This is a genomic window from Amycolatopsis jiangsuensis (assembly GCF_014204865.1).
Lineage (GTDB): Bacteria > Actinomycetota > Actinomycetes > Mycobacteriales > Pseudonocardiaceae > Amycolatopsis > Amycolatopsis jiangsuensis.
Map to the genome: position 1 here is coordinate 316913 of NZ_JACHMG010000001.1, position 25024 is coordinate 341936.

General features: G+C 71.9%; 23 protein-coding genes and 1 riboswitch. Of the genes, 19 read left to right on the forward strand and 4 right to left on the reverse strand.

Annotated features, from left to right (window positions below; translation table 11 throughout):
• The first annotated feature begins 45 nt into the window (after positions 1-45).
• The 3 genes from murC to BJY18_RS01360 all read left to right on the forward strand — a co-directional run bounded on the left by murC (position 46) and on the right by BJY18_RS01360 (position 3240).
• Positions 46-1470, forward strand: coding sequence for a UDP-N-acetylmuramate--L-alanine ligase (gene murC, locus BJY18_RS01350; RefSeq protein WP_184784341.1), 1425 nt, complete (start codon positions 46-48; stop codon positions 1468-1470).
• Positions 1467-2327 (forward strand): cell division protein FtsQ/DivIB, encoded by an 861-nt coding sequence (locus BJY18_RS01355; RefSeq protein ID WP_184776977.1) that lies wholly within the window; start codon positions 1467-1469, stop codon positions 2325-2327. Before murC ends, BJY18_RS01355 begins: the two co-directional genes overlap by 4 nt.
• A 79-nt stretch (positions 2328-2406) precedes the next feature.
• The gene (locus BJY18_RS01360) at positions 2407-3240 is read left to right on the forward strand and encodes an NAD(P)H-binding protein (protein ID WP_184776978.1); all 834 of its coding nucleotides are present in this window, start codon (positions 2407-2409) and stop codon (positions 3238-3240) included.
• A gap of 91 nt (positions 3241-3331) precedes the next feature.
• On the opposite strand, the gene BJY18_RS01365 is transcribed toward BJY18_RS01360, so the two are convergent.
• A complete protein-coding gene (locus BJY18_RS01365; RefSeq protein ID WP_184776979.1) occupies positions 3332-3766 on the reverse strand; it encodes an OsmC family peroxiredoxin in 435 nt (144 codons plus the stop codon).
• A 228-nt stretch (positions 3767-3994) separates the two neighbouring features.
• On the opposite strand from BJY18_RS01365, the gene BJY18_RS01370 reads away from it, so the two are divergent.
• Entirely contained in the window at positions 3995-4468 is a 474-nt protein-coding gene (locus BJY18_RS01370; RefSeq protein WP_184784342.1) for a DinB family protein, read from the forward strand.
• Here BJY18_RS01370 and BJY18_RS01375 read toward each other — a convergent pair.
• Together BJY18_RS01375 and BJY18_RS01380 are read right to left on the reverse strand one after the other, a co-directional pair.
• Positions 4455-5249, reverse strand: a complete 795-nt coding sequence (locus tag BJY18_RS01375; protein ID WP_184776980.1) for a DUF1295 domain-containing protein — start codon at positions 5247-5249, stop codon at positions 4455-4457. The two genes, BJY18_RS01370 and BJY18_RS01375, sit on opposite strands and share 14 nt — an antisense overlap.
• Positions 5240-6502, reverse strand: coding sequence for an SAM-dependent methyltransferase (locus tag BJY18_RS01380; RefSeq protein WP_184776981.1), 1263 nt, complete (start codon positions 6500-6502; stop codon positions 5240-5242). The genes BJY18_RS01375 and BJY18_RS01380 overlap by 10 nt, the downstream gene beginning before the upstream one ends.
• Before the next feature lie 98 nt (positions 6503-6600).
• Here BJY18_RS01380 and BJY18_RS01385 point away from each other — a divergent pair, with 98 nt between their 5' ends.
• From BJY18_RS01385 to BJY18_RS01435, 11 genes are all read left to right on the forward strand, one after another.
• A complete protein-coding gene (locus tag BJY18_RS01385; protein WP_184776982.1) occupies positions 6601-7866 on the forward strand; it encodes an NAD(P)/FAD-dependent oxidoreductase in 1266 nt (421 codons plus the stop codon).
• The gene (locus tag BJY18_RS01390; protein ID WP_184784343.1) at positions 7860-8594 is read left to right on the forward strand and encodes a DUF1365 domain-containing protein; all 735 of its coding nucleotides are present in this window, start codon (positions 7860-7862) and stop codon (positions 8592-8594) included. The genes BJY18_RS01385 and BJY18_RS01390 overlap by 7 nt, the downstream gene beginning before the upstream one ends.
• On the forward strand, positions 8587-9192 hold the full coding sequence (gene sigK, locus BJY18_RS01395; protein ID WP_184776983.1) for an ECF RNA polymerase sigma factor SigK: 606 nt from the start codon (positions 8587-8589) through the stop codon (positions 9190-9192). The genes BJY18_RS01390 and sigK overlap by 8 nt, the downstream gene beginning before the upstream one ends.
• A complete protein-coding gene (locus tag BJY18_RS01400; protein WP_184776984.1) occupies positions 9189-9959 on the forward strand; it encodes an anti-sigma factor in 771 nt (256 codons plus the stop codon). The genes sigK and BJY18_RS01400 overlap by 4 nt, the downstream gene beginning before the upstream one ends.
• 240 nt (positions 9960-10199) lie before the next feature.
• Positions 10200-11519, forward strand: coding sequence for a cell division protein FtsZ (gene ftsZ, locus BJY18_RS01405; RefSeq protein ID WP_184776985.1), 1320 nt, complete (start codon positions 10200-10202; stop codon positions 11517-11519).
• Positions 11520-11544: 25 nt separating this feature from the next.
• Complete coding sequence (pgeF, locus tag BJY18_RS01410) at positions 11545-12258, forward strand: peptidoglycan editing factor PgeF (RefSeq protein ID WP_184776986.1); 714 nt, start codon at positions 11545-11547, stop codon at positions 12256-12258.
• A 166-nt stretch (positions 12259-12424) separates the two neighbouring features.
• On the forward strand, positions 12425-13156 hold the full coding sequence (locus BJY18_RS01415) for a YggS family pyridoxal phosphate-dependent enzyme (RefSeq protein ID WP_184776987.1): 732 nt from the start codon (positions 12425-12427) through the stop codon (positions 13154-13156).
• 72 nt (positions 13157-13228) lie between these two features.
• Entirely contained in the window at positions 13229-13816 is a 588-nt protein-coding gene (locus BJY18_RS01420) for a cell division protein SepF (RefSeq protein ID WP_184776989.1), read from the forward strand.
• A gap of 115 nt (positions 13817-13931) precedes the next feature.
• The gene (locus BJY18_RS01425) at positions 13932-14207 is read left to right on the forward strand and encodes a YggT family protein (protein WP_098515255.1); all 276 of its coding nucleotides are present in this window, start codon (positions 13932-13934) and stop codon (positions 14205-14207) included.
• A 55-nt stretch (positions 14208-14262) separates the two neighbouring features.
• Entirely contained in the window at positions 14263-15114 is an 852-nt protein-coding gene (gene wag31 / locus BJY18_RS01430; protein ID WP_184776990.1) for a DivIVA-like cell division protein Wag31, read from the forward strand.
• Between the two features lie 158 nt (positions 15115-15272).
• Positions 15273-15887: a hypothetical protein gene (locus BJY18_RS01435; RefSeq protein ID WP_184776992.1), complete on the forward strand. Its 615-nt coding sequence runs from the start codon at positions 15273-15275 to the stop codon at positions 15885-15887.
• A 46-nt stretch (positions 15888-15933) separates the two neighbouring features.
• Here BJY18_RS01435 and BJY18_RS01440 read toward each other — a convergent pair whose 3' ends face one another.
• Complete coding sequence (locus BJY18_RS01440; RefSeq protein ID WP_184784344.1) at positions 15934-16674, reverse strand: ArsR/SmtB family transcription factor; 741 nt, start codon at positions 16672-16674, stop codon at positions 15934-15936.
• A 67-nt stretch (positions 16675-16741) separates the two neighbouring features.
• On the opposite strand from BJY18_RS01440, the gene BJY18_RS01445 reads away from it, so the two are divergent.
• The 4 genes from BJY18_RS01445 (at position 16742) to BJY18_RS01460 (ending at position 24775) form a co-directional block, all read left to right on the forward strand.
• The gene (locus tag BJY18_RS01445) at positions 16742-18085 is read left to right on the forward strand and encodes an MFS transporter (RefSeq protein ID WP_221457477.1); all 1344 of its coding nucleotides are present in this window, start codon (positions 16742-16744) and stop codon (positions 18083-18085) included.
• 233 nt (positions 18086-18318) lie between these two features.
• Positions 18319-21498, forward strand: coding sequence for an isoleucine--tRNA ligase (ileS, locus tag BJY18_RS01450; protein WP_184776996.1), 3180 nt, complete (start codon positions 18319-18321; stop codon positions 21496-21498).
• An 89-nt stretch (positions 21499-21587) separates the two neighbouring features.
• Complete coding sequence (locus tag BJY18_RS01455; protein ID WP_184776998.1) at positions 21588-23195, forward strand: penicillin-binding transpeptidase domain-containing protein; 1608 nt, start codon at positions 21588-21590, stop codon at positions 23193-23195.
• A 101-nt stretch (positions 23196-23296) separates the two neighbouring features.
• Entirely contained in the window at positions 23297-24775 is a 1479-nt protein-coding gene (locus tag BJY18_RS01460) for a potassium/proton antiporter (RefSeq protein ID WP_184777000.1), read from the forward strand.
• Positions 24776-24874: 99 nt separating this feature from the next.
• Positions 24875-24989: riboswitch (SAM riboswitch) on the forward strand.
• Positions 24990-25024: the final 35 nt, after the last annotated feature.

A 25024-nucleotide genomic window follows, 5' to 3' on the forward strand; every position in this document is an offset into this window, starting at 1 on the left:
CCACCGCTTGGTTCGACACGGCCGGATTCGCCGCTGCCCGGGTCCCTGCCGCGCCCGGGTGAGCCGGAGCTGCCGGCACAGCTGCGTCGTGCGCATCTGATCGGGATCGGCGGCGCCGGGATGTCCGGCATCGCGCGGATCCTGCTGGCCCGCGGTGCGTTCGTGTCCGGATCGGACGCCAAGGAATCGCGGGCCCTGCTGTCGTTGCGGGCGCAGGGTGCCACGTTGTTCGTGGGGCAGCGCGGGGACAACCTCGGCGCACTGGCCGAGCCGCCGTCCGCGGTGGTGGTGTCCACCGCGATCAAGGAGACCAATCCCGAGCTGGCCGAGGCCCGCGCGCAGGGCATTCCGGTGCTGCACCGGGCGCAGGCGCTCGCCGGGCTGATGGCGGGGCACCGGGTCGCCTGCATCGCGGGCACGCACGGGAAGACCTCGACCACGTCAATGCTCACCGTGGCGCTGCAGCACTGCCGGCTGGACCCGTCGTTCGCGATCGGCGGCGACCTCAACGAATCCGGCGCCAACGCCCACCACGGCGGTGGCGGGATCTTCGTGGCCGAGGCCGACGAGAGCGACGGATCGTTCCTGACCTACACGCCGTCGGTGGCGGTCGTGACCAATGTGGAGCCCGACCACCTCGACCACCACGGCACGGCCGAGGCCTACGTGAAGGTGTTCGGCGAGTTCGCCGGCCGGCTCGAACCGGGCGGGCTGCTGATCGTGTGCGCCGACGACCCGGGTGCGAGCCGGCTCGGTGACGAGGCCGCGGCGGCCGGCGCGCGGGTACGCCGGTACGGCCGGGCCGCCACCGGCGAGGGTGACGTGCGGGTGCTCGGTTACACGCCCGCTCCGGACGGCGGCGTGGTGCGGATCGCGCTCGACGGCGTGGAGCGCGAGCTGCGGGTCGCGGTGCCGGGTGAGCACATGGCGCTCAACGCGGTCGCCGCGCTGCTCGCCGGTCTCGAGCTGGGTGCGCCCGCCGAGCGGCTGGGCGAGGGGCTGGCCGCGTTCGGCGGGGTGCGCCGCCGGTTCGAGTTCAAGGGCCGCGCGGGCGACGTGCGGGTGTACGACGACTACGCCCACCATCCGACCGAAGTGGACGCGCAGCTGCGGGCCGTGCGCACCGCTGCCGGTGCCGGCCGGGTCGTGGTGCTGTTCCAGCCGCATTTGTACTCGCGCACGCAGACTTTCGCGGCCGAGTTCGCCGAGGCGCTGTCGCTGGCCGACGAGGTCGTGGTGCTCGACGTCTTCGGCGCCCGCGAGGAGCCGGTGCCGGGCGTCACCGGTGCGTTGATCGCCGAGAAGGTGCGGGTCCCGGTGCACTACCAGCCCGCGTTCGACGTGGCCGCCGGGCTGGCCGTGGACCTGGTGAAGCCGGGCGATCTCGTGGTGACCATGGGCGCCGGCGACGTGACGCAGCTGGGCCCGGAGATCCTGGCCGAGCTGGACCGGCGGACCGCGGGCGCATGACCGGAACCAGGCAGCGCCGTCGCCCCTCCTCGGCTGAGCTGGACGCCGACGAGCGCGCCGCCCTGGTACGGGAACGGCGCGGGCGGCGTTCCGAGGAGGATCGTCGCCGGACGCGCTCCCGCCGGCCCACGCAGCAGCAGCCGTCGCGCCGCTCCAGCCGGCGGTCCCGGCCCACCCGCGGCAAGGAGCTCCGCCGCCGCTGGGTGGCGTTGCTGACCGTGGTGACCGTGCTCGCTCTGGGGTATCTGCTGTTCTTCAGTTCGGTGCTTGCGGTGAAGACGGTGGCGGTGCAGGGCGCGAAAACGGTGCCCGTGGAGCGGATCCGCACCACCGCCGGGGTGCCGGCGGAGCAGCCGATGCTGCGGGTGGACGTCGACGGGATTCGTGACCGGGTGGCGCAGCTGTCCGGGATCGCGACGGTCGACGTGTCCCGGTCGTGGCCGAGCACGCTGGAGATCGCGGTGACCGAGCGGACCGCGATCGCGTTCTTCGACAGCGGCCCGGGCGGCGACGGCGTGCACCTCGTGGACGGCGGGGGCGTGGTGTTCAAGACGGTGAAGTCCCGTCCGGCCGGGTTGCCGGAGCTGAAGCTGCCGAAGGTGTCGGCGGACGACCCGGTGACCCGCGCGGTCACCGCGGTGCTCGGCGTGATCCCGGAGACGATGCGCAAGCAGGTCACCACGGCGACGGCGAAGACTCCGGCCAGCGTCGAGTTCACCCTGTCCACCGGCAAGACCGTGCGCTGGGGCGACGCGGAGGACACCGACCGCAAGGCGAAGGTGCTCGCCGCCCTGCTCACCCGGCCGGGCAAGGTCTACGACGTGTCCGCGCCGGAACTGCCCACCGTCACCTCCTGACCCGCTTTTCTCACTGGCACTGGTTTCCCGTATGCCGTACGCTCGACAGCTCCGTACGGCATACGAGATTGGTGGGGGCATGACGATCCTGGTGACCGGGGCGACCGGAAACGTGGGCCGCCTCGTGGTGGACGAGCTGGTGGCGCGCGGCGCCGGTGTGCGGGCGCTGACGGTGGATCCGCAGCGGGCGGCACTGCCGTCCGGGGTGGAGGTGGTGGTCGGGTCGATCGCCCGCCCGGCGACGCTGGCGCCCGCGCTCGAGGGCGTCGAGGCGGTGTACCTCGCGCCGTACGAGCGGACCGCGCCGCGGGTTTGCGAGCTGATCCGCGAGGCGGGAGTGCCGCGGGTGGTCGCGTTGTCCGGCAGCAGTGTCGGCGACGTGCACGAAGGGTCGAGCGGACACGGGTTCGCCGCGGTCGAACGGGCGGTGGACGCGGCCGGGCTGGCGCGCACGTTCCTGCGGCCGGGGGCGTTCCTGATGAACCTGCTGGGCTGGGCGCCGGCCGTGCGGGAGCGCGGCGAGGTGCGTTCGGCCTACGGCGAGGCCGCCCAGACCCCGATCGACCTGGGCGACATCGCGGCGGTGGCGGCGCACACGCTGACCACGGAAGGACACGAAGGCCGGACGTATGTCCTCAGTGGACCGGAGTCGGTTCCGCTGCGCGAACTGGCCGCGGCGATCGGCGACGCACTGGGCAGGGAGTTGCCGTTCGTGGAACTCGCCCCGGACGAGCAGGTCGCGGAATGGGTCGGCTACGGCATGCCGGCCGACGTCGCGAGCTGGCTGGTCGAGACCTACGCCCAGGCCGTGGCGCAGCCGGAGGCCCCCACCGGCGTGGTCGAGGACCTGCTCGGGCGCCCGGGGGTCAGCCACCGTGAATGGGCGAAGGCGAACGTCGCGGCGTTCTCCTGACCCTCTCCGCGCGAAAGTCGGTGAAGGCCTCCTGCCGGGGATCCGGTGCCCTGCAGGAGGCCTTCACGGCATGACGGGCACTGCCGAGTCGTCAGGCGAGTGCGGCGTCGAGGGTGATCGTGGTGCCGGACAGGGCCTTCGACACCGGGCAGGTCTTCTCCGCGGTGCTCGCCAGCTCGGCGAACTGCTCGGGGCTCACGCCGTCGAGCTTCGCGCGCAGCGTGATCGCGATGCCGCTGATCTCGAAGCCGCCGCCGTCGGCCGGGCCGAGGGTGACCTCCGCCGAGACGTCGATGTACTCCGCCTCGAGCTGCTGGGCTTCCAGGGTGCCGGACAGGTTCATCGCCAGGCAGGACGAGTGCGCGGCGGCGATCAGCTCCTCCGGGCTGGTCTGCCCGTCCGGATTGCCCGAGCGGGTCGGGAACGAGACGGTGAACGTGCCGGAGTTCGACGAGTCGAGCGTGACCGCGCCGTTGCCCTTCTGCAGTCCGCCGGTCCAGTGGGTACTCGCGTCGCGGCTGGGCATGAACGCCTCCTTGTGATCGAATGCTGACCCGACAAACATAGCGCACAACTACATTGTGCACAAGTTAACTGGTCGCAGGTCCGGAAAAGTCGTCGTCACCGGCAGGTCCGATCCGGCACAATTCGCGCCATGACGACCGCACCGGACACGCCCCGCGCGACGCCGACCGGGCACGGAACACCCAGCACGCCGGCCACCCCGACCGCGCCGGAGCGGCCCGAGCCGCCGATGGCCGGGGACGAACGTGCCCAGCTCACCGGGTTTCTCGACTTCCTTCGCGCGAGTGTGCTGTGGAAGTGCTCCGGGCTGACCGACGAGCAGGCTCGCCGGTCCCACGTGCCCAGCGAGCTGACCACGATCGCCGGCCTGCTCGGTCACCTTGCGCTGGTCGAGGACTACTGGTTCAGCGTCGTCCTCGACGGGCAGCCGGATCGCTGGGCCGAGGCTCTGGAACGCGACCGCGACGCCGAATTCCGCGTCGCGCTGGAGACCCCGATCGACCGCCTCCTGGCCGACTACCGCGCCGAGACCGACCGCAGCCGGGCGGTCGTCACCGCGCGGGGGTTCGACGACACCGTGCAGTACCAAGGAGATCCGCTGACTGTGCGCTGGGTCGTCACGCACATGATCGAGGAGACCGCGCGGCACCTCGGCCACTTCGACCTGTTGCGCGAACTCACCGACGGACTCACCGGGGAGTGAGCCGCTTCGGTGGCAGCGGCAGGAAACCACTGGTGCGCGCCACGTAGTCGGCGTACTGCGGCCGGGACTGGCGCAGGCTCGCCTCCATCATCGGCTTGCCGGTGCCGCGCACGAGCAGGAACGTCATCACGAGTGGCGACAGCACCGTCGCCGCCCCTGGCCACCAGGAGCAGGCCAGCAGGTAGAGGCCCCACCACACGCAGACGTCGCCGAAGTAGTTCGGATGCCGGGTGTAGCGCCAGAGCCCGGTGTCGAGCAGGCCGCCGCGGTTGGCGGGGTCGGCGCGGAACCGGCGCAGCTGCTCGTCACCCACTGCCTCGAAGACGAACCCGACCAGCCACACCACGACGCCGAGCCAGGCCGTGACGCCGAAACCCGTGCCGTACATGGCGAACTGCACCGGCAGCGACACGAACCACAGGATGACCGCCTGCAGGAGGTAGACCCGCACGAACAGCCGTCCCGCCGGGCGTGGACCGGCCCGTTCGACCATCCGCTGGTAGCGCGGATCCTCCGGTTTGCCGTGGTTGCGCAGATGCAGATGGATGCCCAGCCGCAGGCCCCACACCACGGTCAGCGCGGCGACCACCAGCCGCAGCGCCGGCGGTGCCGAACCGAACGGCAACGCCACCACCGCGATCAGCGCGAATCCCGGACCCCAGAAGGAATCGATGGTGTCGTAGCGTCCGCGCAGCCGCGCGACGCCGAACGTCGCGGTGACCGCCACCAGGGTCACCCCGGCGGTCAGCGCGGCCAGCGGGCCGAGTCCGATCACATCCACTCCCGCTTCAGGGGCATGCCGCTGTCGCCGTCCACGGAGGGGTGCACGGCGAGGATCTGGTCCACGCCCATCCGGTTCTCCTCGAACGCCAGTGCGCCACCGACCAGATACAGCCGCCACACCCGGGCGCCGGACTCGCCGATCAGCGCCACGGCTTCGTCCCAGTGCTGTTCCAGCGTGTCGGCCCAGGCGCGCACGGTGGGCGGGTAGTGCTCGCGCAGCGCGTGCACGTCGCGGATCTCGAAACCGGCCGTTTCCAGGTGTCCCAAGGTGCGGCTCAGCGGGCGCATCGTCATGTCCGGGGCGATGTAGCGCTCGATGAACGCGCCGCCGCCGGGAGCCACCGCGCCACGGGACATCTGCTGCAGCAGAAGCCGTCCGGTGGGCTTGAGCATGCGCAGCAGCGTGCTCGCGTAGGTGGGGTAGTTGTCCTCGCCGACGTGCTCGCCCATCTCGATGGAGGCGACCGCGTCGAACGGTTCCCCGGCCAGTTCGCGGTAGTCCTGCCGGCGCACCTCCACCCGGTCGTCCAGGTCGTGCTGTGCCAGGCGCGCCTTGACGTGCTGCACCTGCTCGGCGGAAATCGTCACGCCGACCGCCTGCACCCCGTGGTGCTTGGCCGCGTGCACCAGCAGCGAACCCCAGCCGCAGCCGACGTCGAGCAACCGCATCCCCGGCCGGAGGCCGAGCTTCGCGCAGATCATCTCCAGCTTGTCGTGCTGCGCCTGTGCCAGGTCGGTGGTTCCGGAGGTCCAGTAGGCCGACGAGTACGCCATCGACTCGTCCATCAGCAGCTGGTAGAAGGCGTTCGACAGGTCGTAGTGGTGCGAGATGGCCGACTTGTCGCGCAGCAGGGTGTGCAGGGTGCCGTTCAGCCGCGCCTCCTCGGCAGGCGGCTTCGGGGGCAGCCCGAGCACGCCCATCCGGACCGCGAGACCCGCCGCCTCGGCCCGGTCACGGGCCGACAGCCGTACGCCGCTCAGCTCGCCGGAGCGGGTCAGCGACCAGATCCGCCGGAAGCCCTCGGCCAGGTCGCCCTCCACGTCGAGGTCGCCGGACACGTACGCGCGCGCGAGGCCGAGCTCGCCCGGTGTGTAGAGCAGCCAGCGCAGCGCGCGGCGGTTCTTCAGGACCACGGTGGGGCCGTCGGGACCGGCGCGGTCGCCGTCCCAGGTGCGGACGGCCACCGGTAGCGAGGTACCGAGCAGACGCTCGACGAAAGCGGCCAGACGGGTGGCGTTGGTGTTCGGCATACCCTTGATTCGGTGTGCACCGGCCCGTGGATGGGTCGCCCGGGTCACACCGGCTGTCCGGGACCAATCCACCCCGGCCGGGGCGCCGAATCACCGGCGTGCACCAGACCACGGGACAACGCATCGCCGTCATCGGCAGCGGGGTGGCCGGCCTCACCGCCGCCTACCTGCTGCAGCGCCGCCACGAAGTGCTGCTGTTCGAGGCCGACGACCGGCTGGGCGGGCACGCGCACACCCACGACGTGCCGAGTACGCACGGCGGGACGATCGGCGTCGACTCCGGGTTCCTCGTCCACAACGAGCGCACCTATCCCACGCTGATCCGGCTCTTCGGGGAGCTCGGCGTGCAGACCCGCGACACCGAGATGTCGATGAGCATCCGCTGTGACGGCTGCGGGCTGCAGTACTCCGGCGCCCGCGGTCTGCGCGGCCTGTTCGCCCAGCCGCGCAACCTGACCTCCCGGCGTTACCTGCTGATGCTCGCCGAGGTCAAACGATTCCACCGGCAGGCTGCGCGGCTGCTGGCCCACCCCGAGTCCGGTGACGTCCCGCTCGGCGCCTTCCTCGCCATCGGCGGCTTCTCGCAGTACTTCACCGACCACTTCGTCCTGCCGCTCGTGTCCACGGTGTGGTCGGCCGACCGCACCGACACGATGCAGTATCCCGCGCGGTACCTGTTCGAGTTCCTCCGCAACCACGGCATGCTGACCGTCAAGAACTCACCGACCTGGCGCACGGTGGTCGGCGGCTCCCGCGAGTACGTGGAGCGGGCGGCCAAGCAGCTCACCGCCGTGCACCTGTCCACTCCGGTCCGCTCCGTGCTGCGCACCGCCCGCGGTGTCGAGGTGCGCGACGACGCGGACACGCCGCACCGGGTGGACCGGGTCGTGGTCGCCACGCACGCCGACCAGGCGCTGGGCCTGCTCGCCGACCCCACCCCGGCGGAGAAGGAACTCCTCGGCGCGTTCCGCTACTCCCGCAACGAGGCGTTGCTGCACACCGACGCCACGGTGCTGCCCACCGTGGAGGCGGCCCGCTCGGGTTGGAACTACCGGACCCCCGAGTGCGGGTCCGACACCGGCGCGGTCCAGGTGAGCTACGACCTCAACCAGCTGATGGGGCTGGACGAGGCCACCCGCTACGTCGTCACGCTGAACCCCGGTTCGGCGCCGGGGGCCGTCCTCGCCCGGATGTCCTACGAACATCCCATCTACACGCCGGAATCCGTGGGTGCGCAACGGCGTCTGCCGGAGCTGAACGACGGCGTCCTGGCCTACGCCGGTGCCTACCATGGCTGGGGGTTCCACGAGGACGGCTGCACCTCCGGGGCACGCGCGGCAGCCAGTTTCGGGGTGGACTGGTGACCGCCGCGCTGTACGACTCCACCGTGGCGCACGTGCGCCGGGCCGATCCGCCGTACTCCTTCGCGCACCGCATGTACGTGTGGCTGACCGACCTGGACGACCTGCCGCGGCTTCCGCGGTGGCTGCGGCCCTTCGCGCGGTTCGACGGGCGCGACCACTTCGAACCCGGTGAGCCGGGCAGCATCCGGGCCAAGCTCGACCGATGGCTGGCAGCCAGGGGGGTGAATCTGGACGGCGGCCGGGTCGTCATGCTCGCCTCGGCGCGGACACTGGGGTATGTGTTCAACCCGATCACGGTGTACTGGTGCCACACTCCCGACGGCGCGCTCGCCTGTGTCGTCGCCGAGGTGCACAACACCTACCGCGGACGGCACGCGTACCTCGTGCGGCTGGACGAACAGGCCGGCGCCGAGGTGGACAAGGAGTTCTACGTGTCGCCGTTCCAGGACCTGACCGGGCAGTACCGGATGCACCTGCCGGTCCCGGACTCGCTGCTGGCGCTCACCGTGGAGTTGCACCACGGCGGCGACACGCCGCTGGTGGCCACGCTGCGCGGTGTCCGCCGGCCGGCCGGCGGACGCGTGCTCGTCCGTTCGCTGCTGGGCAGGCCACTGCAGTCGCAGCGGGTCGCCGCGCTGATCCGCCGGCACGGCATCGCGCTCTGGCGGCGCAAGGCCGCGATGACCCCCCGGACCCGGCAGAACACCGCAGGAGCCCTGAATGGATGAGAGCGCCCGTCCCCGGCCGATCTCCGCGGTGCCGTCCGCCGGAGCGCCCGGGCCCACCGCCGAGGACCTGATGACGCTCGTCGCGAAAGGCGACGAACGAGCCTTCGAGCAGCTCTACGACCAGCTCGCCGGACCGGTGTTCGGGCTGGTCCGCCGGATCGTGCGCGACACCGCGCAGTCCGAGGAGGTCGCCCAGGAAGTGCTGGTGGAGTTGTGGAAGACGGCCCCGCGCTACTCCGCGGACAAGGGCAGCGCGCTGAACTGGGCGATGACACTGGCGCACCGCCGCGCGGTCGACCGGGTCCGGTCGGCGAGAGCCACCACCGAACGCGAGCACAAAGCGACCTTCGAGGCCGCCCGTGGACGGCCGTTCGACGAGGTGGCGGAGTCCGTCGCGTCGCGGCTGGAGCGCTCGCAGGTGCGCCGCTGCCTGAAAACGCTCACCGAGCTGCAGCGGGAGTCCGTCCTGCTGGCCTACTACCAGGGATACACCTACCGGCAGGTCGCCGACGTGCTGTCCACGCCGCAGGGGACGATCAAGACGAGGCTGCGTGACGGGCTCATCCGCCTGCGAGACTGCCTGGGGGTGACGGCATGACCACGCCGGAAATGCACACGTTGACCGGGGCGTACGCGCTCGGCGCGCTGTCCGAGCTCGAACGCGCCCAGTTCGGCAGGCACCTGGAGCAGTGCGAGGCCTGTGCCCAGGAAGTGCGGGAGCTGACCGCGACCTCGGCCCGGCTCGGTGCCGCGATGGCCGAGGAACCGCCGCCCGAGCTGAAACAGCAGGTGATCGCGGCGATGCGGACCACCCGTCAGCTGCCGCCGCGGTCGCGGCACGAGCAGGGGGAGCGGGTGCGCACCCCGCGCCGCCGTCCGATGATCATCACCGCCGCGGCCGCGGCCGCGGTCGTGGGGCTCGCCGCTGCCGGGGTGTTCGGCGGCGTCGCGCTGCACACCCAGAACCGGCTGGACACCGCGCAGTCGGAGCTGAGCCGGACCCGCGACCACTACCAGCCGGTGGCGGAGCTGCTGGCCGCGCCGGACGTACGCAGCGAGCACGTCACCTCGCCCAGCGGTGCCGGTGGCACGGTGCTCGCCTCGCGGCTGCTGGACCGGATGATGTTCCAGGAGGCCCAGCTGCCGACGGTGGCCTCCGGCCGGGTCTACCAGGCCTGGCTGATGGGCCCGCAGCTGGCGCCGCGCCCGGCCGGGCTGCTGCCCGGCGGGCCGTCCGGATCGCTCGTGGTCGCCGACGGGCTCTCCGGTGCCGAGCAGTTCGCGCTCAGCGTGGAACCCGCGGGCGGATCGCCCACCGGGGCACCCACCGGGGACGTCGTGCTGGTCGCCGACATGCCCGCCTAGCAGATCCGGCATCCCCGGGTTTTCCGGGGGTGCCGCGGATCCGCCGTCTTGCGCGCGGGTTCGCGTTGTGGCAAAACACCTTTGCCGCGCACGGCGTGCCTACTGGATTAGCGCCTGCCCGGTGCCTACCGTCCTGCCTTGACGCCGGTGGTTGACATAACTCTCAGTCTCTGGTTGAGGTTGAGGGTTTTCCTCCCCGGCGGGCAGCACGTGCACATCACGATCAGGAAGGCGGACCCGATGACGCCCCCGCACAACTACCTTGCGGTGATCAAGGTCGTCGGCATCGGCGGCGGCGGCGTGAACGCCGTGAACCGGATGATCGAGGTCGGCCTCAAGGGTGTCGAGTTCATCGCGGTGAACACCGACGCACAGGCACTGCTGATGTCCGACGCCGACGTCAAGCTCGACATCGGCCGCGAACTGACCCGCGGCCTCGGTGCGGGCGCCGCCCCCGAGGTGGGGCAGAAGGCGGCCGAGGACCACCGCGAAGAGATCGAAGAGGTCATCAAGGGCGCCGACATGGTGTTCGTGACCGCCGGTGAGGGCGGTGGCACCGGCACCGGTGGCGCCCCCGTGGTCGCGCAGATCGCCCGGAAGCTGGGCGCGCTGACCATCGGCGTGGTGACCCGCCCGTTCACCTTCGAGGGCAAGCGCCGCGGCAAGCAGGCCGAGGACGGTATCCAGCAGCTGCGCAACGAGTGCGACACGCTGATCGTGATCCCGAACGACCGGCTGCTGCAGCTCGGTGACATCGGCGTGTCGCTGATGGACGCGTTCCGTTCGGCGGACGAGGTGCTGCTCTCCGGTGTCCAGGGCATCACCGACCTGATCACCACGCCCGGGCTGATCAACCTGGACTTCGCGGACGTGAAGAGCGTGATGTCCGGCGCGGGCTCCGCGCTGATGGGCATCGGCTCCGCACGCGGGGAGGGCCGGGCCATCCAGGCCGCGGAGAAGGCGATCAACTCCCCGCTGCTGGAGGCCTCGATGGACGGGGCGCACGGCGCGCTGCTGTCCATCGCCGGCGGGTCGGACCTGGGACTGTTCGAGATCAACGAGGCCGCCTCGCTGGTGCAGGAGTCCGCGCACCCGGAGGCGAACATCATCTTCGGCACGATCATCGACGATTCGCTCGGCGACGAGGTCCGGGTCACGGTGATCGCGGCCGGCTTCGACGCCGGCGCGCCCACGCACAAGAAGCTGGACCCGCCCGCGTTCGGCTCCCGGCAGAACGGCGGCGGCACCGCCTCGGCCGCGGCCGGACAGGTCGGCGGCTCGGCCCCGGCGCCACCGCCGGCCCCGCCGGCCGGGGGTGCCACGCCGGTACCGCCGGCGGGCGGCAACGGCTACCCGCCGGTGCCGCCCCGGCCGCCGCTGCCGCAGCCCGGTGCGGGCGGCACTCCGCCGGGCGGGCTGCCGCAGCCCGGTGGCGGTTCGCGTGGCTACTCGCCGCTCGGTTCCGGGTCGGCGTCCGGCGGGCTGCCCAGCCGTCCGGCGACGGTGCACGACGATCCGAACGACGACGAGGTCGACGTCCCGCCGTTCATGCGGCGCTGAGCACCTGCCCTGGCAGGATGGCGGGGTGCGAGTACGACGGATCGTCACGACCAGGGCCGGCGGGGCTTCCCGCCCGCCGTACGACAGCTTCAACCTCGGTGACCACGTCGGCGACGACGCGGGCGACGTGTACGCCAACCGCAAGCGGCTCGCCGCGGAGCTCGGACTGACCGAGCAGCGGCTGGCGTGGATGGAACAGGTGCACGGCCGCACCGCGACGGTCGTCGACGGCAGCGAGACCGCTGCTGCCGAGGCGACCGACGCGCTGGTCACCGACCGTCCCGGGCTGGCATTGGTCGTCCTGGTCGCCGACTGCGTCCCGGTGTTGCTGGCCGACCCGGAAGCAGGCGTCGCGGCCGCGGTGCACGCCGGCCGCGTGGGTGCGCGCGTCGGCGTGGTCCCGGCGGCGATCGAGGCGATGCGTGACCTGGGCGCCGACCCGGCCCGTGTCGAAGCCCTGCTGGGCCCGGCCATCTGCGGCGAGTGCTACGAGGTCCCGGCCGCGATGGCCGCCGACGTCGAACGGCACCTGCCCGGCAGCACGTCACGCACCCGGACCGGCAGTACCGGCCTGGACCTGCGTGCCGGCCTGTGGCGCCAGCTGGCCGGCCTGGGCGTCGGCCGCATCGGCGCCGACCCGCGCTGCACCGCCGAGGACAAGACCCTCTTCAGCTATCGCCGCGACGGCACCACCGGCCGCATCGCCGGGATCACCTGGCTCGAAGAGGAGGCCGCGTGAGCGCGTGGCGCGCAGTCCGGTCCGGTCCCGTGAGCGCGCGACGGGCGATCCGGCTCGGTCGCGTGGGCGCGTGGCGGGCAGTCCGGCGCCGCGTGGGCGCGCGGCCGGCGATCCGGTTCGGCCGAGCCCCGGCTCCCGCGGGAGCCCTCGACACCCGGGGTACCGCGTGACCGGCGACCGGCGGGAAGAACTCGCCGCTTCGCTGGCGGCCGTGCGGGAGCGGATCGCCGCGGCCTGCGAGGCGGCCGGGCGGGCTCGGGAGGAGGTGCGGCTGCTCGGGGTGACCAAGACATTCCCGGCCGCCGACGCCGCCGCGCTCACCGACCTCGGTCTGCTCGACCTCGCCGAGAACCGGGACCAGGAAGCCGGGCCGAAGGTCGCCGAGGTGACCACGCTGCGTCCGGACGCGGCGCCGCGCTGGCATCTGGTCGGGCGGTTGCAGCGGAACAAGGCCCGGTCCGTCGTGCGCTGGGCCGCCGAGGTCCAGTCGGTCGATTCGATCCGGCTGGCCGACGCGCTGGACCGCGCCGTGGCCGCCGCCCGGGAAGCGGGGGAGCGCACCGGCCCGCTCGACGTGCTGATCCAGGTGAGCCTCGACGCGGATCCCGCCCGCGGCGGCATCCCGGTGGCCGAGCTTCCCGCCCTTGCCGACCACCTCACCCACACGGGGGAGCTGCGACTGCGGGGCGTGATGGCCGTCGCGCCGCTCGGACAGGATCCCGGCGCCGCCTTCGAGCGGCTGGCCCGAGCTGCGGAGGAAGTGCGCGCGGATCATCCCGAAGCGGTGGAAGTCTCCGCCGGCATGAGCCATGATCTGGAATCGGCGATCACCTACGGCTCCACCTGTGTGCGTGTCGGAACCGCGTTGCTCGGCGGGCGCGGTTTAGCCTCGCCCTAAGGGAGCGCCCGCTGGTCACGGATCGTGTCCGGCCGGGTTTGGAGCGGGAGTGGCGAGGGCAAAGGGGAAGGCATGAGCGCGCTGCAGAAGCTGAAGGCCTACTTCGGGATGGTGCCCGCGGACGAGGACGGCTACGACCTCGACGAAGACGACTACCGCCGTGACTACGAGGACGAGTACGACAGCTACGAGGAGCCCCCGGCTCGCGCCCGCGGACGCTACCGCGAGCCCGCGGACACCTACGATGAGCCCGCGCCCCGGTTGCGGTCACGTTCGGTGACCGCGGCGGAGCCGGCCACGCACGGCGCGCTCGCCGTGGACCGGCAGCCGGACCCGGTGGCCCGGCTGCGCCCGGTGGCCGAGCCGGCGGTGCGTGATCCGCTCAGCCGGATCACCACGCTGCACCCGACGAGCTACGTCGAGGCGCGGGCGATCGGCGAGCACTACCGCGAGGGCATCCCGGTGATCATCAATCTCACCGAGATGGAGAACGCGGACGCCAAGCGGCTCGTCGACTTCGCCGCCGGGCTCGCGTTCGCGCTGCGCGGGTCGATGGACAAGGTCACCAACAAGGTGTTCCTTCTCTCACCGCCGGACGTCGACGTGACGGCGGAGGACCGCAGGCGGATCGCCGAGGGCGGATTGTTCCTGCGCGGCTGAAGCACACCGGACCGTTGAGCGCACGCAGACGTGATTTTGTCGACTCATCGCCGCGGCACGCCGTGGGCTGCCCACTTCGCCGCCGTCCCCCGCTAGAGTGGTCGCCGTGAATGCTGTGTGGCTGGTCGTCTGGTACGTGCTGTTCGCGTTCTGGCTGTTGCTGACCGCCCGTATCGTGATCGAGCTCGTGCGGACGTTCGCACGGGAGTGGCGCCCTGCCGGAGGGGTTGCGGTGACACTCGAGACCATCTACACAGTGACCGACCCACCGGTGCGGCTGTTCCGGCGAATCATTCCCGTGGTTCGCATCGGAGGGATGGGACTGGACTTGTCGATTATGGTGCTGCTGTTGGTTGTGTTCTTCGGGATGCAGCTGGCGACACCCAGGTGATGATCGGGGACACCCGGGTGGAACCTGCAGGCCATGGAGTGCGTGAGGTGATCTGATGTCGTTGACCCCCGCTGACGTGCATAACGTCGCGTTCAGCAAGCCGCCCATCGGCAAGAGGGGCTACAACGAGGACGAGGTGGACGCGTTCCTCGACCTGGTGGAGACCGAGCTTGCCCGGTTGATCGAGGACAACAACGAGCTGCGCCAGCAGATGGAGCAGCTCGACACGGAACTCGAGTCGACCCGTTCCGAGCTGGAGAGCGCCAAGGTGGCCGGCCCGCCGCCCGCCCGCGAGGAGCCCTCGCGCCGGCTGGCTCCGGTTCCGCCGCCCGCGTCGGCGATGGAACAGACCCAGGCGCACTCGATGGTCGGTGCGGACAGCAGCGAGCCGAACGTGCAGGCCGCCAAGGTCCTCGGCCTCGCGCAGGAGATGGCCGACCGGCTGACCGCCGAGGCCAAGACCGAGTCCGACGGCATGCTGGCCGAGGCCCGGACCAAGTCCGAGCAGCTGCTCTCCGACGCTCGTGCCAAGTCCGACTCGATGGTCAACGAGGCCCGCACGCGTGCCGAGACCATGCTGAACGACGCGCGCACCCGGGCCGAGACGCTGGAGCGCCAGGCCCGCGACAAGGCGACCACCATGGAACGCGAGTCGCAGCGCAAGTACACCGAGACGATGAACAGCCTGAACGCCGAGAAGGGCGCTCTCGGCAAGAAGATCGAGGAGCTGCGCACGATCGAGCGGGAGTACCGCACGCGGCTGCGTGGATTCCTGGAGTCCCAGCTGCGTGAGCTCGACGATCGAGGGTCGGCCGCCCCGGCCACAGCCTCGTCCGGATCGGGCCAGGCCTCCTCGTCGAGCAGCGGCCAGGGCTACTCCTTCGGTCCGCGCGCCGAAGCGGGCTGAGCCCCGGGCGCCGAAGTCCGTCCCGCCCCGCCGGATGCGTCAGCGACCGGCGGGGCATCGGCGTGCCCGGTGATCTTTCGCCACGCTCGGGAGCCGTCACGGTACGCCGCGTGGGCGGGTCGTGCGCCCGAACCGGCGTCCCCGTGCTGTAATTCAGCGTGCTCTACATCGTCCTCGTACTGGTGGTGGCGGCGCTCGCGCTGCTCGTCACGGCCCTCATCACGGCCACCTCGCTGTGGGCCTGGATCTCGATCGGCCTGTCCGTACTGGCCGGCCTGCTGCTGCTCGTCGACTGGATTCGGCGCCGGCGCTCCAGCGGGCCGGAGCAGCCGCCCGCGGACGAGGCCGAAGCGGGCGAGCCGGACCGTGACGCCGAGTCGGAGAGCGACACCGAGCCGGAGGATGACGGCGAGGAAGCTGCCGAGCAGACCGAACTGCTGCCCGCGACGGGTGAGCTGAGCGACCCGGCGCCGGCCGGAGAGCCGGACGCCGAACCGGGTCCGGCCCCCGAGGACGCGAAGGCGGAGGCGAAAGCCGTCCGCGACACCCCGCCCGGCGAGGAGGACACCGCCGAGGAGGATCTCGAGCTGGTCAGGGACCTCGAGGACGAGGTCGTGGTCGTCGACGAGTACCCGCGCTACCATCTGGTCGACTGCGGCTGGCTCTCCGGCCGCGACTCGATCCCGATCGCCGTCGGCGAGGCACGGCAGCTGGGCTTCAGCCCGTGCGCCCGTTGCGGACCGGACGCCGTACTGGCTGCCGCGCACCGCTGACCCCGCTTCGGACCTTCACGGCCGTTCCGAGCGCGCGGCGGCGTCGTCAGGTGATGCCGAGAACATCGCGAAGTCCGGAGCGGCCGGCTTCGGTCACCTGGACGGCGCGATGCGCGGTCGTGCGGCGGCGCAGCCAGCCCTCGGCGAGCAGACGGTCCGAGAGGGCCGCGCCGAGTGCGCCGGCGAGGTGGTGGCGCTGCTCGCTCCAGTCGAGGCAGAAACGCAGCAGCGGACGCCGGTTCGCGCGCGCGGCGGCCAGATCCACGCCGAGCGCACCGAACACTTCGGACGCTCGTGGCCCCAGCTCGTACGGATGGTCCCGCAGCGGTGCGGAAATCCGGTCCCGCTCGCGACGGCGGGTGGTCGGCTCACCATCCACAGTGACCAGTGCGCGGCGCTCCAGCAGCGCCGTGGTGATCATCACACCGAGCTTTCCGGCGAGGTGGTCGTAGCAGGTGCGGGCGGTGCGCAGGGCCTCCGCGCGGGTGCCTTCCTTCAACGAGCGCACCGGCCGGGCCGGTGAATGTCGCGCCAGGGTCTCCAGCAGCTCCGGCGCCCCGCCGGCCAGCCGGTAGAACCGGTGCCGGCCGGAACGTTCGGCGGTCACCAGCCCGGCCTCCCGCAGCTTCGCCAGATGCGCGCTCACGCCTTGCGCGGACAGCCCGGCCTCGCCCGCCAGCACCGAGGCGGCGAGTGACCGGCCGTCGCCCAGCGCGAGCAGCACCCGCACCCGGGCCGGGTCGGCGAACAGCGCCGCGGTCCGCGCGATGTCGGCGTCTCCTTCCAGCACGTGCCCAGCATGCCCCGTGGACACTTCCACCGCGACGGAAATGTCCGCAGGGTCTGCTGGAGGCATGCGCTCCGCGGTCCTGTTCACCCTGTGCGCCGGGATGTTCCTGGTGCAGCTCGACGTCACGGTCGTCAACGTCGTCCTTCCCACGCTCGGCACGCAGCTGCACGCCGATCTCGCCGGCCTGCAGTGGGTGGTCGACGGCTACTCCGTGGTGCTGGCTGCCCTGTTGCTGACCGGCGGAGCACTCGGTGACGTTCTCGGTCACCGCCGCGTGGTGCTCGCCGGGCTCACCGTGTTCGGCGCCGCCTCCGCGGCGTGCGGGCTGGCGCAGTCGGCGGGCTGGCTGGTCGGAGCCCGGGTCGCGCAGGGGATCGGTGCCGCGCTGGTGCTGCCGGGGACGCTCGCGGTGCTCACCGGAACGTTCCGTGGCCGCAGGGAACGGGCCCGTGCGCTCGGGATCTGGGCGGGCACGTCGGCTCTCGCGCTGCCGGCCGGCCCGCTGCTCGGCGGCGCGCTGGTCACCGCGGTGGGCTGGCGTCCGGTGTTCTGGCTCAACGTCCCGATCGTCGCCGCGGCCGCCGTGGCGACGCTCCGGCTGGTGCCGCCGGACGTCCGGAAACCGGGCCGCATCGACGTTCCCGGAGCGGTGAGCGCGGCGGTCGCCCTCGGGGCCGGGGTGTACGCGGTGATCGGCGGAACGATCCCGGTCGCGCTGCTCGCGGTGGCTGCGGCGGTGGCGTTCGTGGTCGTGGAACGGCGGTCCGCCCAGCCGATGCTCCCGCCGGCGTTGCTGCGATCCCCGCAGACCACGGGCGCGAACGTGGTGTCCGCCGCGATGAACTTCGTCGGTCTCGGCTCGATCCTGGTGCTCACGCTGTATCTCCAGGGTGTCCTGCGGGCCACGCCGATGAACGCCGCGGCCGGTCTGCTCCCGTTGTTCGTCCCGCTGGCGGTACTGGGTCCGGTGAGCGGCAGGCTCACCGCGCGGTTCGGCCCGCTTCCGCCGATGCTCGCCGGACTCGTCCTCGGTGCACTCGGCATGCTGAACCTGCTGCGCCTGGCCCCGTCCGGCGGGTACGCCGAGGTGCTGCCGACGTTGCTCGGGCTGGGCCTCGGAATGGGCCTGCTGACCGCCGCGGTGGTGACGGCCGCGGTCGACGGCGCGCCGGCCGGGCGGGCGGGCATCGCCGGGGGGATGAACAACGCCGCCCGGCAGGCCGGAGGTGCGCTCGGCGTGGCGGTGTTCGGTGCGGTGACCGGGGAACCGGACGCGCCCGTACGATTCGTGCACGGCCTGCACCTGCTCGGCTCACTCGCCGCGGGACTGTGGCTGGCGGGCGTGGTTCTGGCGGTGGTGTGCACGCGCCGCCGGGGCTCGCGGAACCCGTCCGTGGCAGCGGGTTAACCTGGTGAGACCACAGCGTCGATCCGGCCATCACCGGGGAGCTTCCGGAAGAACAGGGCCGCAGGCCCCCAGTAGAACCGGACGGGTGCGGCCCGTCATCGCCGCCGAACGAGAGGCCCGGGCGCGCTGTCCGGGCAAGCGGGGTGGTACCGCGTGACGCGCGAGCGTCTCGTCCCCGTGCGGGTGACCGGCCGGTCGCCCGTACGCGCGCGACGAATGCGAGGAGCACCCGGATGTACCCCCAGGTTTCGCTGGACGGGCAGGCTTCGGTCCCGGCCCAGCCGTCGTTTCCCGTGCTGGAGAAGCACGTCCTCGAGTACTGGGAGACCGACCGCACCTTCCAGTCCTCGATCGACGCGCGCGCCGCGGGCGAGCGCGGGGACAACGAGTACGTCTTCTACGACGGCCCGCCCTTCGCCAACGGCCTGCCGCACTACGGGCACCTGCTCACCGGATACGTCAAGGACATCGTCCCGCGTTACCAGACGATGAAGGGCCGCCGTGTCGAGCGCCGGTTCGGCTGGGACACCCATGGGCTGCCCGCCGAACTGGAGGCGATGCGCCAGCTCGGCATCACGGAGAAGGCCGAGATCGAGGCGATGGGAATCGCCGAGTTCAACGCGGCCTCCCGCGAAGCCGTGCTGCGCTACACCGACGAATGGCAGGACTACGTCACCCGCCAGGCCCGCTGGGTGGACTTCGAAAACGACTACAAGACGCTCGACGTGTCCTATATGGAGTCGGTGATCTGGGCGTTCAAACAGCTGTGGGACAAGGGTCTGGTGTACGAGGGCTACCGCGTGCTGCCCTACTGCTGGCGCGACGAGACCCCGCTGTCCAACCACGAGCTGCGGATGGACGACGACGTCTACCGGACCCGCCAGGATCCCGCGGTCACGGTGGGATACCGCCTGCAGGGCAACGGGAACGAGCTCGACGGCACTTACCTGCTGATCTGGACGACGACGCCGTGGACGCTGCCGTCGAACCTGGCCACCGCGGTGCACCCCGAGGTGCGCTACGTCGTGGTGGAGAGCGAGAACTTCCCCGGCGAGCGGTTCCTGCTCGCCGAGGCCCGCGTGGCCGCCTATGCGCGCGAGCTGGGCGAGGAGCCCGCCGTCGTCGCCCGGTACACCGGCGGCGAACTGCTCGGAACCCGTTACGCCCCACCGTTTCCGTACTTCACCGGCACGGAGAACGCGCACCGCGTGCTGTCCGCGGACTACGTCACCACCGAGGACGGCACCGGCGTCGTCCACATCGCGCCCGCCTACGGTGAAGAGGACAAGGTCGTCACCGACGCGGCCGGGATCACCCCCGTAACGCCGGTGAACGCGCAGGGGCGCTTCGACGCCACCGTGCCGGACTACGAGGGCCAGCTGGTCTTCGACGCGAACCCGAACATCATTCGCGACCTCAAGAACGGCACCGGTTCCGCGGCCCGCCAGGGTGCGCTGCTGCTGCGGCACGAGACCTACGAACACCCGTACCCGCACTGCTGGCGCTGCCGCAATCCGCTGATCTACCGCGCGGTGTCGTCCTGGTTCGTCGCGGTCACCCAGTTCAAGGACCGGATGATCGAGCTGAACCAGCAGATCACCTGGTACCCGGAGAACGTCAAGGACGGCCAGTTCGGCAAGTGGCTGGAGAACGCGCGGGACTGGTCGATCTCGCGCAACCGGTACTGGGGCTCGCCGATCCCGGTGTGGCGCTCGGACGACCCGGCCCACCCGCGCATCGACGTGTACGGCTCGCTCGCCGAGCTGGAGCGTGATTTCGGCGTGCGGCTGGACAATCTGCACCGTCCCCACATCGACGAGCTGACCCGGCCCAATCCGGACGACCCGACCGGGCGCTCCACCATGCGCCGGGTCGAGGACGTGCTGGACGTGTGGTTCGACTCCGGCTCGATGCCCTACGCCCAGGTGCACTACCCGTTCGAGAACGCCGACTGGTTCGAGCACCACTACCCGAGCGACTTCATCGTGGAGTACATCGGCCAGACCCGCGGCTGGTTCTACCTGCTGCACGTGCTGGCCACCGCGTTGTTCGACCGGCCCGCGTTCCGCAACTGCGTGTCGCACGGCATCGTGCTCGGGTCGGACGGGCAGAAGATGTCCAAATCGCTGCGCAACTACCCGGACGTCAACGAGGTTTTCGAACGCGACGGCTCGGACGCCATGCGCTGGTACCTGATGGCGAGCCCGATCCTGCGTGGCGGCAACCTGGTGGTGACCGACCGGGGCATCCGGGACGCGGTGCGCCAGGCCGTGCTGCCGCTGTGGAACTCGTACTACTTCCTGGCGCTGTACGCGAACGCCGAAGGCAAGCAGGGCGTCTGGCGCACGGATTCGAAGCATCTGCTCGACCGCTACGTCCTGGCGAAGACGCACGAGCTGGTCACCGACGTCGAGTCCGCGCTGGACGGCTACGACATCGCGGGCGCCTGCCAGACCGTCCGGGACTTCCTCGAGGTGCTCACCAACTGGTACGTCCGCCGCTCCCGGGACCGGTTCTGGGTCGGCGAGCAGGACGCGATCGACACGCTGCACACCGTGCTGGAGGTGACCTGCCGGGTCGTCGCGCCGCTGCTGCCGCTCACCACCGAGACGGTGTGGCGCGGCCTGACCGGTGCGCGCTCGGTGCACCTGACCGACTGGCCGAACGCGCTCGACCTGCCCGCGGACGCGGCGCTGGTCACCGCGATGGACCGAGTGCGGCAGGTGGCGTCGTCGGCGCTGGCGCTGCGCAAGGCGAACAAGCTGCGGGTGCGGCTGCCGCTGGCGAAGCTGCTGGTGGCCGTGGGGGACGCCGAGGATGTGGCGCCGCTGAGCGAGTTCACCGACATCCTGCGCGACGAGGTGAACGTGAAGGCGGTCGAGCTGACCACCGACGTCGCCGCGCACGGCACGTTCGAGGTGGCGGTGAACGCGCGGGCCTCCGGGCCGCGGCTGGGCAAGGCCGTGCAGCAGGTGATCAAGGCGGTCAAGGCCGGGGAGTGGACCACGAACGAGTCGGGCGCCGTGGTCGCGGCCGGGGTCGAGCTGGCCGAGGGCGAGTACGAACGGCGCCTGGTCGCCGCGGGCGGCGGCGCGGCGGCGGAGCTGCCCGGCGGCACCGGACTGGTCGTGCTCGACACCGAGGTCACCGCGGACCTGGCCGACGAGGGCGTGGCCCGCGACCTCGTCCGGGTCGTTCAGCAGGCCCGCCGGGACGCCGGTCTCGACGTCGCGGACCGGATCACCCTGGTGGCCGACGCGCCCGCCGGGGTGGCAGCGGCGGCGCGCAAGCACGAGCAGTTCATCGCCGCGGAAACGCTCGCCACCGCCGTGTCCTACGGCGAGGTGACCGACGGCTTCGAGGGCACCGTGGGCGAGGGTGTGAAGGTCCGCGTGGCGGTCGCGAAGGCCTGAGGCCTGCTTCCCGGTAACGCCCGGCGCCGGCTTGCGATGAGCAAGCTGGGCCGGGCGCGGGTGTGCCGCGGGGCCCGGAGGGGACGCCGGTGAGTCCTGCCGCGAAGAAGGGCGTCCTGATCGGGGGCGCGCTGGCTGTGGTCGCCATCGTGGCGGCCGCCGTCGTGGTGCTGGCCGGTGGTTCGCCGGCGCCGGCTCCGGGCCGGAGTGCGCAGGCCGGGCCGGTCGATCCCGGGTCGGCGGCGCGCCGGTACCTCGCCGCCTTTGCCGCCGGCGACGCGGACAGCGCGAGCGCGCTGACCGACGCACCGCAAGCCGCGCTGTCCGCGGTGCGCGACGTCTGGTCCACGCTTAAGCCTCGCGAGGTCAGCGCGAAGCTGGACAAGATCGGCACACCGGCGGGGGAGCGCGCGGCCGCCTCGTACACACTCACCTGGACCTTCGGGCCCGGCCGGGTGTGGTCGTACCCGGGAAGCTTCGACATCGTTCGTGGGCCGGACGGCTGGCGTGTGCATTGGGCGCCCTCCGTGGTGCATCCGAAGCTGCAGGCCGGGCAGCGGCTGGTGGCCGCCACCGCGGCCTCGGACGTTCCGGCCGTGCTCGACCGCGACGGCAAGCCGGTCGTGCTGTCCGGGGCCGGCGGTCTGCACCCGGCCGACGACCAGGCTTTCCCGCTCCTGCGTTCGGCGCTCACCTCGCACGCGCAGTCGTCGTCCGGGGACGCGTTCGCGGTGGAGCGAGTGGACAGTTCCGGCAAGAACCTCGAGACCCTGTTCGGGCACACCGGCGCCACCCTCAAGCCGGTGACCAGCAGCGTCAGTACGGCTGTCCAGACCGCCGCGCAGTCCGCGGTCGACGGCTACCGCGGCAAGGCCGTACTGGTCGCGCTCCAGCCCTCCAGCGGCGACGTGCTGGCGGTGGCGCAGAACAGCAGGGTGGACAACGCGGCGTCGGCCTTCAGCGGCCAGTACGCCCCCGGTTCCACGTTCAAGATCGTCACTGCGACCGCCGCGCTCGAAGCCGGCCTGGTCACGGTGGATTCGCCGGTGGCCTGTCCGCTCACCGATCGGATCGGCACGCGGACGCTGTCCAACGAGGGCTTCGGCCTCGGCACCACCACGCTGCACCGCGCTTTCGCGCGCTCGTGCAACACCACCTTCGGCAGGCTTGCCTCGCAGCTGCCTTCCGACGGGCTGGTGAAGGCCGCCGGGCAGTACGGGCTCAACGCGGACTTCGACCTTCCCGGCCTGAGCACGGAACTGGGCCGCGTCGACCCGCCGCGCAGCGCGGACGAGCAGGTCGAGGACGGCATCGGCCAGGGCACCGTGCAGGTCAGCCCGTTCGGTGCGGCGGTCATGGCGGCGACCGTGGCGAGTGGCCACGCGATCACACCGCGGCTGTGGGCGGACGGCGGCACCACCGTCACCACGCCCTACTCCGCGCCGTCCGGCTCGGTGCTGGCGCCGCTGCGCACGATGATGCGCGAGGTGGTCACCGGCGGCACCGCCACCGGGCTCGCGCACTCCGGCACGGTCTTCGGCAAGACCGGCACCGCGCAGTTCGGCGACGGGGCCGAGGCGCACGGATGGTTCGTCGGCTATCGCGGCGACGTGGCGTTCTCGGTCTTCCTGGAGGGCGCGAACGATTCCGGCCCGGCGGTCGCCGTCGGCGCGAAATTCGTCGCCGAGCTGCGGTGAGCACCGCACTGTCCGGTTAGGACGGTCCGGCCCGGTGCGCGTGGCCGCACCGCCCTCCCACTATCCTGGGTGCACTGGGGATCGCGGGAGGGGAGGCGGACGTGGACGAACTTCCCGTGCTTCTCGGCATCGGCGGCCTGGTCCTGCTCTCCTCCGTGCTCGCGGTCCGGGTGTCCATCCGGCTCGGGTTTCCCTCGCTGCTGCTGTACCTCGCGATCGGCGTCGCGCTCGGGGAGTCCGGTCTCGGCATCCACTTCGACAATCCGTCGCTCACCCAGTCGCTCGGCCTGGCCGCGCTGGTGCTGATCCTCACCGAAGGTGGGCTCACCACCCGGTGGCCGTCGGTGAAAGCCTCGCTGGGGCCCGGAATCGCGCTGTCCACAGTGGCCGTGGTGATCAGTGTCGCGGTCACCGGCGCCGCCCTGCACTGGCTGCTCGGCCTCGACTGGCGGCTGGCCTTGCTGTGGGGCGCGGTGCTCGCCTCCACCGACGCCGCGGCGGTGTTCTCCGTGCTGCGTTCGGCCGGGATCGGCCGCAAGCTGTCCGGCACGCTGGAGCTCGAGTCCGGGATCAACGACGCACCCGCCTACATCGCGGTGGTGGTGCTCGCGTCGGGGGAAGCCGTTGACTGGTCGCTGCCACTGGTGGTGATTTACGAACTGTCCGTCGGGTTGGTGCTGGGCTTGGCGTTCGGCTGGCTCGGCGCGCAGGCGCTGCGCCGGGCCGCACTGCCGGCGACCGGTCTCTACCCGCTCGCCACGGTCGCGGTGTGCGTGCTCGCCTATTCCTCGGGGCAGCTCGCGCACGCCTCCGGCCTGCTCGCCACCTACGTCGCCGGGCTGGTGCTCGGCAACGCGAAGTTGCCGCACCGGTCGGACACCCTCTCCTTCGCCGAGGGACTGGGCTGGCTCGCGCAGATCGGCCTGTTCGTGCTGCTGGGCCTGTTCGCCTCGCCGAGCCGGCTGCTCGAGGCACTGGTGCCGGGGCTCGTCGCGGGCGCGGTGGTGCTGCTGCTCGCCCGGCCGCTGTCGGTGGCGCTGTCCCTGCTCCCGTTCCGTCTGCCCTGGCGGGACCAGGCGTTCCTGTCCTGGGCGGGGCTGCGCGGCGCGGTGCCGATCGTGCTGGCGATGATTCCGCTGTCCCAGGGCGTGCCGGGCGCGCAGCGGCTGGTGGACGCGGTGTTCGTGCTCGTCATCGTGCTGACTCTGCTGCAGGGTTCCACCCTCGGCCCGCTCGCCCGGCTGCTGCGGCTGGACCGGTCGGCGCAGCCCCAGGAGATCGAGGTCGACGCGGCCCCGCTCGACGAGCTGGGCGCGGAGCTGCTGCAGGTCCGCATCCAGAAAGGCTCGAAGCTGCACGGCGTGTACCTGTCCGAACTGCGGTTGCCCACGGGTGCCACGGTCAGCCTCGTGGTCCGCGAGGGGGCCGGGTTCACCCCGCAGAAGACGAGCCGGCTGCAGGAAAACGACCAGCTGCTCGTGGTCACCACCGAACGCGTGCGCGAGGCCACCGAGCGGCGCATCCGCGCGGTGGACCGGGCCGGCCGGCTGGCGCGCTGGCGCGGGGAATCCGGCCGCTGACCCTTCGGCCGTCCACTGTGGACGAAGTCGGTGACGGACGTCTCAGATCACGGGACGGCACTGGCGCCACGGCCGGGTGATCGGTTACCTTCGTCGTCAGGTCATGAGTGCCAGCGCGAAGCCCCGGCTTGCTGGCCGGCAACCCTCCTACCGCGGTGGGGTGCCCCGGGTGAGGACCGGGCCGGTCGCGCAGTGCGGCAGGCAAGCGCGGGCCCCTCGCCGGGGTCCCCCGGAATGCCGAGGAGGCAG

Bases quoted from the DNA above. Each gene is read 5' to 3' on its own strand.
- BJY18_RS01365 (WP_184776979.1), bottom strand. From the start codon at position 3,766: ATGCCCAGCCGCGACGCGAGTACCCACTGGACCGGCGGACTGCAGAAG.
- BJY18_RS01370 (WP_184784342.1), top strand. From the start codon at position 3,995: ATGGCCGGGGACGAACGTGCCCAGCTCACCGGGTTTCTCGACTTCCTT.
- BJY18_RS01400 (WP_184776984.1), top strand. From the start codon at position 9,189: ATGACCACGCCGGAAATGCACACGTTGACCGGGGCGTACGCGCTCGGC.
- ileS (WP_184776996.1), top strand. From the start codon at position 18,319: ATGTACCCCCAGGTTTCGCTGGACGGGCAGGCTTCGGTCCCGGCCCAG.
- BJY18_RS01360 (WP_184776978.1), top strand. From the start codon at position 2,407: ATGACGATCCTGGTGACCGGGGCGACCGGAAACGTGGGCCGCCTCGTG.
- BJY18_RS01445 (WP_221457477.1), top strand. From the start codon at position 16,742: ATGCGCTCCGCGGTCCTGTTCACCCTGTGCGCCGGGATGTTCCTGGTG.
- BJY18_RS01355 (WP_184776977.1), top strand. From the start codon at position 1,467: ATGACCGGAACCAGGCAGCGCCGTCGCCCCTCCTCGGCTGAGCTGGAC.
- sigK (WP_184776983.1), top strand. From the start codon at position 8,587: ATGGATGAGAGCGCCCGTCCCCGGCCGATCTCCGCGGTGCCGTCCGCC.
- wag31 (WP_184776990.1), top strand. From the start codon at position 14,263: ATGTCGTTGACCCCCGCTGACGTGCATAACGTCGCGTTCAGCAAGCCG.
- BJY18_RS01420 (WP_184776989.1), top strand. From the start codon at position 13,229: ATGAGCGCGCTGCAGAAGCTGAAGGCCTACTTCGGGATGGTGCCCGCG.
- ftsZ (WP_184776985.1), top strand. From the start codon at position 10,200: ATGACGCCCCCGCACAACTACCTTGCGGTGATCAAGGTCGTCGGCATC.
- BJY18_RS01380 (WP_184776981.1), bottom strand. From the start codon at position 6,502: ATGCCGAACACCAACGCCACCCGTCTGGCCGCTTTCGTCGAGCGTCTG.